The following is a 13,412-nucleotide window of genomic DNA, read 5'->3' as shown; positions in this document are numbered from 1 at the left end:
TTACAGTAAATACTTGCAAGAATACATGATCACTGGAGGTAAATTATGAAGTATTTAAAACTATTCTTAAAAGAAAAAAAAGTAAAAATATTAATTACGCAATTCATACTTTTATGTCAAGTAGTTGGAACATTACTAATACCGTTCTTAATAGCAGGAATTATTGACGATGGAATTTTAAAAGGTGATATAAATAAAATTCTTTATATAGGCGCACAAATGCTAGTAGTACTTCTAATAACAACACTAGCAGCTGTAATAGGAAGTTATTATTCTGCTGACCTCGCTGCAGTTTTAGGTTATGAAATGAGAGATAAGATTTTTCGTAAAAGTCAGGAAATATCTATTCGTGAATTTGATACCATCGGAGTTTCCTCAATGATAACTCGTACAATTTCAGATATTTCTAATCTGCAACAAACCTTTGGGCTAATTATTCAACTTATAATTCCAGCGCCACTAATTATAATTGCATCTATTTTTATGACAGCAAAAACTAGTTTAACCTTAGCTTTAATACTTATTGCATCTATAATAATATTTTTAGCTTTTGCTGGATTAGTACTAAAAAAATCAATAATTATTTCTAAACGAGTCCAAAGTAGGTTAGATCGCATTAATCAGGTAATTAGAGAGGCTATCACTGGAATTAGAGTTGTTAGAGCCTTTGGAAATGAGAGGTATGAAGAACAAAGAGCTGAAAAGTCTTTTAATGTATATGCTACAGACATGATAAAGCTAAATAGGCTGTTTGCTATACTTAATCCAGTTGTGTGGCTTATTATGGGACTAACTATGGCTATTATGCTATGGTTAGGTAGTGTCTTTGCTATGAAGGGAACCATGCAAATAGGGCAAATCACATCAGTTATAGAATATTCAATTATTACTATTAGTTATTTAATAATGGCTACATCAACTTGTGTTACTATTCCTAAGATGGTATCTTCACTTAACCGTATAGAGGAAGTTTTAGAAATTAATACAGAGATTCAAGATTTAAATGTAGAAAAAGAAGGTATTAATGGAGATTCTCCCGTTGTTAAATTTGAAAATGTATCTTTTAGCTATCATGGAGCTGAATATCCAGTTATTAAGGACGTATCCTTTTTCGGCAATAAAGGAGAGACCATTGCTATTATAGGTAGTACAGGTTCTGGCAAGAGTACTATTGCCAATCTTATTTTAAGGCTGCACGATATAGATAGCGGAGAAATTCGTATTAATGGAACTGATATAAGAAGTTTCTCACAATATGACCTAAGAAATGAAATAGGCTATGTTCCCCAAAAAGCCTTATTATTTAGCGGCACAATAGAAGACAACCTAAAAATGAGCAATAAGGATGTAACTATCGAAGAAATGAGAAGAGCACTTAAAATCTCTCAGTCAGAATATTTTGTAGATCAATTACCTATGGGGTTAAAAGAACAGGTGTCTCAAGGAGGTTCTAATTTTTCTGGTGGACAAAAACAACGTTTATCTATAGCCAGAGCTCTTGTAAGAAAAGTGCCACTTTATATTTTCGATGACAGCTTCTCGGCTTTAGATTTAAAGACAGACTTGGCTCTCCGCAAAGCTCTTAAAGAAAATATGTCAGATGCAGTCAAAATAATAATTGCACAAAGAGTAAGCACTATTATAGATGCAGATAAAATTCTTGTATTAGATGAAGGAAAACTCGTTGATAGTGGAAAACATAATGAATTAATGAAAAGGTGTTCTGTTTATCAAGCAATCGCTAAAAGCCAGATGGATACAAAGGAGGCGGCATTTCATGAAGAAGGATAAAGAAATGGATTCAATAGATTTTAGTGAAGATATTCCTAAAAACACAAAAAAAACTGTCAAAAGACTGATTATGAAATTAGCAGATCAAAAGAAAAAGCTAATAATTGTAGGCATATCAACATTACTTGGAAGTGCAGCTTACGCAGGCATGCCGTTATTAGTTGGAAGTGCAATAAATAATTTAGTAAAAGCAATTGAAATTTTTGATGGATCTGTAAGCATTGTAGCTATGCTAAAAGAGGCAATTCTCTTTCCTGTTTTAGGGGTAGTAGCTATTGCTATCATTAGCAGTTTACTTTCCTATATTCAGCAGTATATTGTAGCTAGCATTGGTGAAAATCTAACTTACTCACTACGCCAAGATATAAGTGTTAAAATAAATAAGCTGCCACTTAAATACTTTGACTCCCATAAAACAGGAGATGTCATGAATAGAGTAACTACTGACCTTGAAAAAGTATCACAAGTAATGCAGCTTGGATTTGTGCAACTAATTTCTTCTTCATTTACTATTATACTTACTGTTATTGCAATGCTCATCCTAAACCTAAAACTATCTTTATTGATTTTTATCTTTATAGGAATTAGTGTTATAGCAACCAATTGCGTATCACTCTTAAGCCAACGTTACTATGCTGCTAACTTTGCCGCTATTAGTGAATTAAGTGGAAAAGTTGAAGAAGTATATTCCGGAAATCGTATCATAAAAGTATTTAATAAGCAAGCTGATATAATAGATGAAGTTAGTAAGCTAAACAAGAAGCAGTTTGAAACAAACAGAAGAGCTCTATTTCTGGATTTTGCAATATATCCATTAATAAGATTTTTAAATCAATTAGGTTTTATTGTAACAGCGGTTGTAGGTGGGATAATGACTCTCAACGGGCAAATTTCCTTAGGTGGTATTCAGGCCTTTTTACAATATGTAAATCAAGTGTCCGAACCTGTTACGCAAGCTTCTTATACCATCATGTCTTTGCAATCAGCTATTGCTGGAGCCGAGAGAGTGTTTGAATTATTAGATGAAGAAGAGGAAGTTACAGACAATGTGCAAAATGATAATTCTATTAATATAAATACTATAACTGAGGGTAGAGTAAACTTTGAGAATGTAAGGTTTGGATATACTGAGGAAAAAACTTTGATAAAGAATTTAAACCTTGAAGTAAAACCAAATGAAATGGTAGCGATTGTTGGACCAACAGGCGGAGGAAAGACTACATTAATTAACTTAATTATGCGTTTCTATGAATTAAATGGTGGAACTATATCAATAGATGGAGCTAATATTACAGAGATACCTAAAAATATACTTCGCAGGCAAATTGGTATGGTACTTCAAGATACATGGCTATTTGAAGGAACAATAGCTGAAAACATCGCTTATGGTAGGAGAGATGCTACTAGGGACGAGATTATAGCGGCTGCAAAAGCTGCCAGCTGTGATCACTTTATTCGTACGCTTGAACATGGATATGATACTGTTATATCAAGTGACACCTCGAATATTTCTCAAGGGCAAATGCAACTTTTAACTATAGCTCGAGCTATGCTAACTAACCCAAGCATTATGATATTAGATGAAGCTACTTCAAGTGTAGATACAAGAACAGAATTACAAATTCAAAAAGCTTTATCAAGACTAATGAGAGATAAAACAAGCTTTGTAATTGCTCACAGACTTTCTACTATCCAAAATGCAGATATGATACTAGTAGTAAAAGATGGAGATATTATAGAAAGAGGCAACCATAAGAATCTTTTATCACAAAATGGTTTCTATGCTTCTCTTTATTATAGCCAATTTGAGTTAGTAAATTAAAAATAAAAAAGAATATCATTGAAGTAAAAAACTGCTGTAGAATGAATTTCCAACTCACTCTACAGCAGTCCTTTTATAAGTAATATTATATTTTTTTCAAAACATTAATTAAAGCAAATGCCAAAGCTCCAAAGCTAGCTGCAACAAACAGTGTTGTACTAGGGTTAAAATATCTTGTCATAACCCCTGCACCTGCTGGAACTATCAAGGATGATACCCCAGTAAAAATGCTTAGTGCAAAAAGCTGACCTGTTGCTTTCATTTTTTCACTGGTTAACCCATATATTAAGGTTTGCGAGGTAATCATCACTAATGGAGTTGTTAACATTTGAAATGTGCTTAATGCAATAATCTGTGTTATGCTGCTACTCATTCCCAATAAAACAAATTGTATAGTCAGAGCCAAAGCTGAAACTTTTAACAGAAAGTAATGGTTATACTTTCTCAAAAAGTAACTACCAAATAAATATGTTGGAATTTCTATCATAGATTGAATTGACCACTTATAGCCAATTTGTAAATCCGTAGCTCCAATTGCTAGCATTTTATCTACAACCGCTGTATTATTGGTTATAATAACACAGTACATTAAGAAAAGTATAAAAACTAGTAAGCTGTATCTTTTATTTAAAATAAGCTCTTTTATATCAGCTAATCCTAATTTTCCAGTGTTTTTATCCTTATGTCTGTCTACATCCTTTATAAAATGTAATACTCCTAGTGAAAGAATACATAAAATTAGGATACCATTACTTACACCGCTATACCCAAATCTTGAAATAATGGAGGATAAAATAATACTGCCGGCTGCCCATCCCATTGATCCAAAGGTCTTTATAAATGAAAGGTTCTTTCTTAAATGCTTGTCAGACCCAAGCACCCATGCATCACACAAGCCACAGGTTGTATTTACTAGTCCACCACTAAAGGCAATTACAATCACATGATATATGAAAAATTGTGTCTCCATGCTATAAAATAAGTAAGTTGAAACCGCATAAATCATTAAAGCCGCTACTACAAACTTCTTTACTGAGCCATACTTGTCACAAAGAAATCCAAACAGCATTTGAAATACAATGGTAGTAAATGCATAGGAGGATAAAAGTATCCCCCTTTGCATAGAGTCATAGCCAAGCTTAGATAAAAACGGCGTAAATTGTGTCATAGCAAATGAGAAGGCCATATATAGAAGTATATATGAAAATGCATATAAATATTTTTGTTTACTTTTTTCCACTTCGTTACCTGCTGTCTCTATTTACGGATGTACCACTTCGTAATAAAACTTATTATTTTAAAATCATCTTATAAGAAGCCGTCAGAGTTTTAAAAATAGCTTTCGTTTCGAAGTGGTATATCTATAAAATTATTTAAGCTTACATTCTATAATGCTGCTTTCGGCTTTAGTTACTTGCTCACCAATAGCGCATTTATTAAGGTCATATTGCTGCTCTCCTACTATGATTACCGGTGTAATAAGTGATATTCCTTTTGATTCAATAAAAGCACGGTCTATTTTTATGATGGGAGTTCCTAGTTTCACTTTCTCATTTTCCTCTGCAAGTATAGTAAAACCTTCACCGTTTAAAGAAACAGTTTCAAGACCAATGTGAACGAGTATCTCCAATCCATTCTTAAGTTTCATAGCAAAAGCATGTTTAGAAGGTACAATTGTAGCAATCACACCATCACAAGGTGCACACACCACATCTCCCGTTGTATCAATAGCAACACCTTCACCAAGCATCTTCTCAGAAAACACTCCATCCTTCAAATCCTCTAATGCTACACACTTGCCGCTAACCGGTGCCTTAATTACACAATCTGAACTTGTCTTTTTAAAAAAATCAAACATAGCACATACTCCTTAATCTGTTCCTATATTGTAAACCTCTTTTACTTTAACTCTGGCCAGTAGCCTTTATTAGCTTCAATTAAATCATCTAATATAAGCTTTGCAACTTTTGAACTTGGAACAGTCTTTGACATAGTAATAGCTTGCCATAATTTTTGGTAAGAACCTTCAATCCAAGCCTCAACTGCTAATTTTTCAGATGCAACTTGTTGCTCCATTAAACCTTTTTGGAAGGTTGGTATAGGTCCCATTACTAAAGGCTCATATCCATCTTTTCCTACAATACATGGTATTTCAACCATAGCAGTACTGTCAAAGTTCTCGATTGAACCCTTATTTTCAACTATTAGAAGCATTCTTTCCTTTGTGTTATATGCAAGTGCTCTTGCTAGGTCAATAATATATGAAGAGTGTTCTGTTGCCACTTCGAAGTAACCCTTTGAAGTTCCTTCTTCAGCAATCTTTCTACAAGTTGAGAATACTTCTACTTCTCTTCTATCCATAACTTCATTTGCTCTTGTATATTCTTTATTTGCATGTTCTACAGTCTCATCCGCCAATAAGTAATATTTTAAGTAAGTGTTAGGTAAAGTTGTTGGTTCAATTTCAAGAAGATCCTTTGCAGCTCTCATTGCTTCAAGCCAGCTTTCTTCTTTGTGTTGACCAGCTGGATAGTCTTCCTCATAACCACGCTTGCTTACATGTTCTTTAATTTTTTCCATTAAGTCATTTCCATCTTTATCTACAATACTTGTCCACCAGCCAAAATGATTTAGACCATAGTATCTTACTTCCATATCTTTTCTTGATTTTAGCTTTAATACTCTTGCCATTATTTCTTCAAGACAAACTGGCATATCACAAATATTGATAATTCTTGAGTTTGGTCTTAATCTTCTAGTTGCTTCTGCTACAATGGCTGCAGGATTTGAATAGTTAAGCATCCAAGCATTTGGTGAATACTTTTCCATATAATCAATTAATTCAATTATAGGTCCAATTGATCTCATACCATATGCTATTCCACCTGGTCCGCAAGTTTCTTGTCCAACCACATCATATTTTAATGGAATTTTTTCATCCATTTCACGCATTGCATACTTTCCAACTCTAAGTTGAGCCATAACAAAATCTACATCTGTAAAAGCTTCTTCAGGATCTGTTGTATAAGAAAATTTAACCTCTGGAGCTCTTTCTGCAACTATCACTTTACAGGCTTCAGCTAGAACTTTTTGTCTTTCTTCATCGTTATCATATAATTTAATTTGTCTAACTGGAAATTGCTCCATATTTGCTAACAAAGTTGCTACGATACCAGGTGTATAGGTACTTCCTCCACCTGCAATAAGTACTGAATTCTTCTTCATATTTTCAACCTTCTTCCATTTATTCTATTATTATAGATGATTCATTTCTTACTTAAATTTATACTTTGAAATTCTTCTTGATTAGTTTATTTATATACAGTCAATAAATTTTCAAACTCTTCTCTTACAGAAGGAACAGATAATCCAACTATAACTTGAATTGCATCTCCGTTATTAACCAAGCCATGTGCACCTGCTTTTTTAAATTCTGAAGCTGGAGCAATTTTAGCTGGATCCTTTACTGTAAGCCTTAATCTTGTTGCACAGTTAGTAACATCTACTATGTTTTCTTTTCCTCCTAATAACTCTAGGAAACTTGCTGCTTTTATAGCATTTTGATTTAATTTCTTACCTTTTCCTTCTTCTTTCATAGCGTTATATTCTTTTTTAGAATATAGCTTTGTTTCTTCTTCATCAGTTTCTCTTCCTGGTGTTTTTAAGTTCAATTTTTCAATTAAGAATTTAAATATAAAGTACCAAAGAATAGCGAAGATTACTCCAATAATAACTTGAGTTAAATATGTGTTAAAGTGGAATTTTCCTAGTGGTATCCAGTTTACTGCAAACCAGTTAATGATACCTCCTCCAAAGTCACCAACAACTCCAAATTGAAATGCTATTGTAGAAACTGTTGCTGCTAATAAAGAGTGAACTAAGAATAATACTGGAGCTATAAATAAGAAAGTAAATTCTATTGGTTCTGTTACACCAGTTAATATTGCTGTTGTTGCAACTGGAATCATTAATCCTAAAACAGCTTTTTTCTTTTCTGGTTTAGCAGTTTTTAAGAATGCCAGTGTTATACCGATAGAACCAAATACCTTCGACATACCTGATAATGAGAATCCAACTGGATACATTTCTTTTAATGATTTTGAGGATGTAGCAAAGTCTCCTAAATGTTTTATCCAATAAGAAGCTGTACCGCCAGGTACAATTGCGTTATCGTATACAAATGGTGAATAAATAAAGTGATGCAAACCTGTTGGTATTAATATTCTTTCTAAGAAGGAATATACCCAAACTCCGATAGCTCCTGAGGAGATGAAGAAGCCTTGCATAGAACGTATACCTATTTGCACTTGTGGCCATAAAATTGCAAACGCAAAGGCAAGAGGAATCATCACGAAAAATCCTACCATGTATATAAATGTTGAACCTTTAAATATACCTAAAGCTTCTGGTAATTCTATATCGAAATACTTATCATGAATATAAATTACGATTCCTGAAATAATTAAAGCTCCGATCATACCAGTGTCTAAGGTCTTAATACCTGCAATCATTGTTAGTCCACTTGAACTTCCTGTTGCAGCCTTCATATCAACGCCAAAGCTTGAACCCCAATAAGTTAATATCTGTGATAGGAAATAATTAAATGTAAGATAAATAACTACTGCTTCTAAACATGCTCTTGCATTTTGTTTTTTTGCGAGTCCTATTGGTAAACCGATTACAAAAAGTAGAGGAAGCTGCATGAATACTGTCCATCCACCTTGAGCTATGATATTCCAAAACTTAGTCCAGTTTCCATCTGGATTAGCTAAACTTCCCATAACTGCTGTATTAGTGAATAGAATTGCGAAACCAACTACAATACCCGCAAAGGCAAACAGTAGCGTAGGAGTGAACATCGCTCCACCAAAACGCTGAATTTTTTTCATCATTGTGAATTACCACCCTTCAATTTTTTTCAGGCCCGATAGCTATATAATAACTACATTCGGTTTCCTTTTCAATACTTGTAATCGTTTTAGGTACAATGTATCAATCCTGTGTTTAATCACATTACCTGTGATTTTTCACAGGTAATAAAAGGTTCCTAGACCCATTGAAATATCTAGGTTTATCTAACCTTTTAAATTTATACTTTATTTGGAAAACACAAACTTTTTTCTATTATACTTTATAAAACACTCAACTTCATGATTAATTCCTTTACAGTAAAAAAACAGCTTCTTGCATATTAAACGAAAGAAACTGTCTCTATTATTGCCCTTATTTATTTCCTCTTAGTTTTTTATAGATATTATAATTAACAAACAGCATCTCAACAATAATACGTAAAATTACTGTTGATTCATAGGACCTATGATCACTATTAATGTTCACTACTGATGTTGTAATATATATATTCTCATCACTTAAACTAGCAAGAGTATTATCCTTCAATTTTGTAATAGATACTACTTTTACATTAAGAAGCTTCAGTTTTTTAGCTAATTCAACTACCCTACTGGACTCACCGCTTAAGGATATTAAAATAACTAAATCATTTGGAGTTACTAGACTAAAGAAAGCCGGATCAATACTTAATCCTTCAAAATCATAAATACAATCCCCGCCATGTAAAAACATTCTCTTTAATTCTTTACCAACCTCCATTTGAATGTCTCCTGAACCATGTACAAATACTCTATTTGCTTCATATATCAATTTACATACTGCACTAAAATCTTTTTTCAATATATCATTTATAGCTTTCTTATAGCCTTCACATATAACCTTAACAGGCTCAGTTTCCAGCTCTACCTGCTCACTGGTTTCCCACTTTAAATACACCTTCAATTCACTAAAACCTTTTAAGGAAAGCTTTTGAGCAAATCTTAATATAGTTGTTCGAGATACATTACATAAGCTGGCTAATTCCTCAATACTTAGGTCACTGCATTTCCTTTTGTTACTTGCGATATATCTCCATATATGAAAATCATTAGGCGTTAAATCATCATAGTACTTGTTCACTAATTCTTCTAACTTCATTTAAGAGAGCCCCCCATAATCCTGTCATATGCCTATATTCTGTATTTTAGCACAAATCTCTTCAGTAAAATATAGATTATTTAACAATATGCTAAATTTTATACAAGCGTATTATACTGCAGATTTATTTAGTACGCACTTGTTCGCTTATTGGATGAATAAACAAATCATATAGTGATTTAAGAAATATTGATATTTTCATTAAATATAGAAATAATAATTATTATTGAATGTATTTAAAGAAATTAAGGTGATATCATGAAAAGAATATTAATTACTGGCTGTGGTTCTGGCCTTGGGCGTGAAGCAGCTTTTGCCTTAGCTCATAGAGGTCATTATGTGTATGCAACAACTCATAGCGATGAACAAGCAAATAGAATAAACATCTTAAATAAGAAATATAATCTTCCACTTGAAAGCTTTAGATTGGATATTTTGAATGGTGATGATAGACTGAAGGTAGCTAATCTCGAAATTGATGTTCTAATAAATAACGCAGCCATTGGCAATTCTGGTTCAGTAGCTGAAGTAGATATCAATGTGTATAGAGATACTTTTGAAACAAACGTTTTTTGCCCAATTGAATTAACTCAACTTGTATTAAAACAAATGATTTCTCGAAAAAAAGGAAGGATAATTTTCGTCTCTTCTTTGGCTGGACGATCACCCATTCCTTTTTTATCTCCTTATTGTGCAACTAAGTTTGCTTTAGAAGCCATAGCTCCGTCTCTAAATGAAGAACTTAAAGAACTTAAAAATGTTCATATTCCTGTTATTTTAATAGAACCTGGAAGTTATGCTACTGGATTTAATCAAAAAAATATATCAAAGCAATTTAATTGGATGAAGATTAATTCTTATTTTAAAGATAATTTACGTTCATTAAAAAGCAAACAATATATGTTGTTCAAACTTACTGAATCCACTAACTTTGATTCTATTATAGATAAATACATAAAAGCAGTAGAAGACAAACATCCAAAGGAAAGATATATATCACCTTCCAGTCAAGGCGCTTTTATCAAAGTTAAAAATATATTTAAGAAAAAATAATTAGTTGTCTTGAGTGTATTCTATCTCTTCCTGTACTCCGTTGCCGTCACTCCAGTAATCTTCTTAAAAGTCTTACAAAAATGGCTGGAATCATGAAAGCCAAGGATTTGAGAAATTTCCATGATACTTTGGGTGGTTGTGGTCAAAAAAGTTTTTGCTCTGTTAATCTTTAAGTTCATTATATAATCCATCACCGTTAAGCCCATGTGCTTCTTGAACACTAAACTTATGTAAGGCTTAGATAAGTTTAAATCTTCACTGATATCCTGTAGAGAAATATAGCTTTCAATATTCATGTGGATATGCTTTAAAATTCTATTCAAAGTATAATTGTCAGTAACCTCAGAATAGTAGATAACAAAGTCCGAGTACACTGAGAATATTTCATTTTCCAAGTTCTGCAGCTCCTTTAAGTTTCTGCAGGACTTAATCCTCTGATAAAATTTATTGTAGGTTTCATGCATTATAGTGTTCATAACCATATTTTTAGCTTGAGAGATTTTTCGCACCAATACCCCCTGCCATATAAACAAATCTATCCTTTTATCTTCAATATTCTTTTCAACCTCCAGCTCGTACTTATGCTTACTCTCTATAAGGCGGTTAATTTCGCTTATATTATTCATATCCAATAGCGCATCAAATTCAGGTACAAAGATAAAGTAGTCTGATATAAAGCCTTCTATCATATTCATTCTCCTAAATTTAAATTAATATAGTACAATTTAATATAATTATATACCATTTTCACTTCCAATATAGTTCTATAATTATGCTATGAGATTATGAATGGAGGAAGGAAAATGAAAAAGGGAACAATTGATGTTATAGAGAATTTTTATATGCCGGAGCTGGATAGATACAGAACCATAAGAATTTATTTACCGCCGCATTACAATGAATCGGCCAGGCACTACCCGGTAATATACATGCATGATGCTCAGAACCTTTTCACTGTAAAAACGTCATCTTTTGGAACCATTTGGGACATAGCTGTAACCTTAGATAACCTATACAATGAGAATCCTGAGAAGGCTTATATCGTGGTTGGAATTGATAACGGCTGCAATTACAGATATTCGGAGTATTGTCCTTGGTACAGTGAGGTGGGAGGTGAATATCTTCCCCATGCGAAGGCTATCGGAATGCTCGGGGGAGAAGGTTTTAAATATATTGATTTTATAGTAAATACCTTGAAGCCATTTATTGATACTACCTATAAAACCTTGAAGGATAGGAACAACACTGGGATCTGCGGAAGCTCCATGGGCGGGCTTATATCTATGTGTACAGGAATAAAGTATCAGGATGTATTTTCAAAAATAGCCGCCTTTTCCTCTGCTATGTATTTTGCAGAAGAAGAAGTTAAAAACTTTATTATCAGTGAAGGTAAAAGAGAAACTATGAGAATATATATGGATGTTGGTACAGACGAAACAAGCAATCCTAATAACCCAGATTTTCCGCAAGTATATTTGAGTTGTAACAACAATGTTTACCAGACCTTAAAGGACGTCGGCTTTGACCTTAAGGATGTAAAATATGAAATTGCCGAAGGGGACATCCACAATGAAGCCTGTTGGTGCAAAAGATTTCCAGCCATGATTAATTGGCTCTTTAATTTATAAATTCGGGGGTGTTTAAATGGAAAAGTATATTAAATATTTAAAAGAAAACTTCTTAACTCCAGAGCAGTATATCATAAGCAAATTTGTGGAACATGATGTTATATTATTAGGGGAAGATCATGCTGTAAAAAGCAACCTGGATCTGTGCATTAAACTTATTCCACTATTATATAAAGCAGGCATATACAACTTTGGAATGGAATTTGGAGCCAGCGAAGACCAAGCAGACTTAGACAAGCTTATTACCGGTGAAAATTATGATGAGATGGAAGAAAGACGCCTGATGTTTAACTACAACGTTAAATGGGCTTATAATGAATACACCGACATATATAAAGCTGCTTGGAAATTTAACAGGTCCTTGCCAAAAGATGCAAAGAAGTTCAGAATTTTAAACCTTAGCTATATTTATAACTGGGAAGGTTTTTCAGGTATGAGAACTCCCATAAACTTTAAAAAGATATTTCACAAAGGAAATATCGAGGCCTTCAGAGCAAATCTTGTTGAAAGAGAAATTTTATCCAAGGATGAAAAGCTCCTTATATTAACAGGGACTCCCCACGCCTTCACCAAATTCAAAAACCCTATCTTTGATGGTAATGCAGATCAGTTCTTCATTCTCCAGGGTGGATGGCTTGGCAACAGATTATATGAAAAATTCGGTTCAAGAATATTTAACATTATACTGCATCAACCTGCAATGAACATAAATACGCTGCTTCCTGATACCACAAGCGGAATAAAGACTATTGAAACTATTATGAAGAGCTTAGGCAATAAACCCGTTGGCTTTGATTTACTAAACACGGTAATGGGCGATATCCCCGATGACAGCTACAACTCGATCCTCTATAAAGCCTTCACCCTCAAGGAAATGTCCGACGGCTACATCTTTACAAAGCCAATAAAAGAACAGCAGGGCTGCACAGTAGATTATTCATACTTAGAGGGTAAAAACTTCGAAGAGGTTCAAAACAATTGGCCGGATAATGATTGGAATCCTATTCCTAAAGATGAGGATAATTATTGGAATGAAGTTGAGAGCTATGTGGATTTGAGGAAGAGGTACTTGATGGAGTAACTACCTTTATGAGTCAGGCGACTAAGGCTATTACCTTGCAACTAATGGC

At 33.3% G+C, this 13,412-nt stretch carries 11 protein-coding genes; 5 read left to right on the top strand and 6 right to left on the bottom strand.

Annotation, left to right across the window (positions count from 1 at the left end; translation table 11 throughout):
- Window positions 1–45 precede the first annotated feature (45 nt).
- Together JHL18_RS06975 and JHL18_RS06970 are read left to right on the top strand one after the other, a co-directional pair.
- Window positions 46–1,791 (top strand): ABC transporter ATP-binding protein, encoded by a 1,746-nt coding sequence (locus JHL18_RS06975; RefSeq protein WP_200267492.1) that lies wholly within the window; start codon window positions 46–48, stop codon window positions 1,789–1,791.
- Window positions 1,778–3,613, top strand: a complete 1,836-nt coding sequence (locus JHL18_RS06970) for an ABC transporter ATP-binding protein (RefSeq protein ID WP_200267490.1) — start codon at window positions 1,778–1,780, stop codon at window positions 3,611–3,613. Before JHL18_RS06975 ends, JHL18_RS06970 begins: the two co-directional genes overlap by 14 nt.
- 85 nt (window positions 3,614–3,698) lie before the next feature.
- Here the strand turns inward: JHL18_RS06970 and JHL18_RS06965 are convergent, their stop codons facing one another.
- The 5 genes from JHL18_RS06965 to JHL18_RS06945 all read right to left on the bottom strand — a co-directional run bounded on the left by JHL18_RS06965 (window position 3,699) and on the right by JHL18_RS06945 (window position 9,601).
- A complete protein-coding gene (locus JHL18_RS06965) occupies window positions 3,699–4,853 on the bottom strand; it encodes an MFS transporter (protein ID WP_200267488.1) in 1,155 nt (384 codons plus the stop codon).
- Window positions 4,854–4,982: 129 nt separating this feature from the next.
- Window positions 4,983–5,471, bottom strand: a complete 489-nt coding sequence (locus JHL18_RS06960) for a PTS sugar transporter subunit IIA (RefSeq protein ID WP_200267486.1) — start codon at window positions 5,469–5,471, stop codon at window positions 4,983–4,985.
- 41 nt (window positions 5,472–5,512) lie between these two features.
- Complete coding sequence (locus JHL18_RS06955; protein WP_200267484.1) at window positions 5,513–6,838, bottom strand: 6-phospho-alpha-glucosidase; 1,326 nt, start codon at window positions 6,836–6,838, stop codon at window positions 5,513–5,515.
- Window positions 6,839–6,924: 86 nt separating this feature from the next.
- Window positions 6,925–8,505, bottom strand: coding sequence for an alpha-glucoside-specific PTS transporter subunit IIBC (locus JHL18_RS06950; protein WP_200267482.1), 1,581 nt, complete (start codon window positions 8,503–8,505; stop codon window positions 6,925–6,927).
- Window positions 8,506–8,836: 331 nt separating this feature from the next.
- Window positions 8,837–9,601: a MurR/RpiR family transcriptional regulator gene (locus tag JHL18_RS06945; protein ID WP_200267480.1), complete on the bottom strand. Its 765-nt coding sequence runs from the start codon at window positions 9,599–9,601 to the stop codon at window positions 8,837–8,839.
- A 258-nt stretch (window positions 9,602–9,859) separates the two neighbouring features.
- Here JHL18_RS06945 and JHL18_RS06940 point away from each other — a divergent pair, with 258 nt between their 5' ends.
- Window positions 9,860–10,654, top strand: a complete 795-nt coding sequence (locus JHL18_RS06940) for an SDR family NAD(P)-dependent oxidoreductase (RefSeq protein ID WP_200267478.1) — start codon at window positions 9,860–9,862, stop codon at window positions 10,652–10,654.
- A gap of 20 nt (window positions 10,655–10,674) precedes the next feature.
- On the opposite strand, the gene JHL18_RS06935 is transcribed toward JHL18_RS06940, so the two are convergent.
- Window positions 10,675–11,343, bottom strand: a complete 669-nt coding sequence (locus JHL18_RS06935) for a helix-turn-helix domain-containing protein (RefSeq protein WP_200267476.1) — start codon at window positions 11,341–11,343, stop codon at window positions 10,675–10,677.
- A gap of 114 nt (window positions 11,344–11,457) precedes the next feature.
- Between JHL18_RS06935 and JHL18_RS06930 the strand changes: the two genes are divergently transcribed.
- A complete protein-coding gene (locus JHL18_RS06930) occupies window positions 11,458–12,282 on the top strand; it encodes an alpha/beta hydrolase (protein ID WP_200267468.1) in 825 nt (274 codons plus the stop codon).
- Between the two features lie 16 nt (window positions 12,283–12,298).
- Complete coding sequence (locus tag JHL18_RS06925; RefSeq protein WP_200267466.1) at window positions 12,299–13,363, top strand: hypothetical protein; 1,065 nt, start codon at window positions 12,299–12,301, stop codon at window positions 13,361–13,363.
- The last annotated feature ends 49 nt before the right edge of the window (window positions 13,364–13,412 follow it).

This window comes from Clostridium yunnanense (genome assembly GCF_016595795.1).
Lineage (GTDB): Bacteria > Bacillota > Clostridia > Clostridiales > Clostridiaceae > Clostridium_AR > Clostridium_AR yunnanense.
The sequence above is the reverse complement of the archived record's forward strand: the minus strand, read 5'-3'. Positions and strand labels throughout refer to the sequence as shown.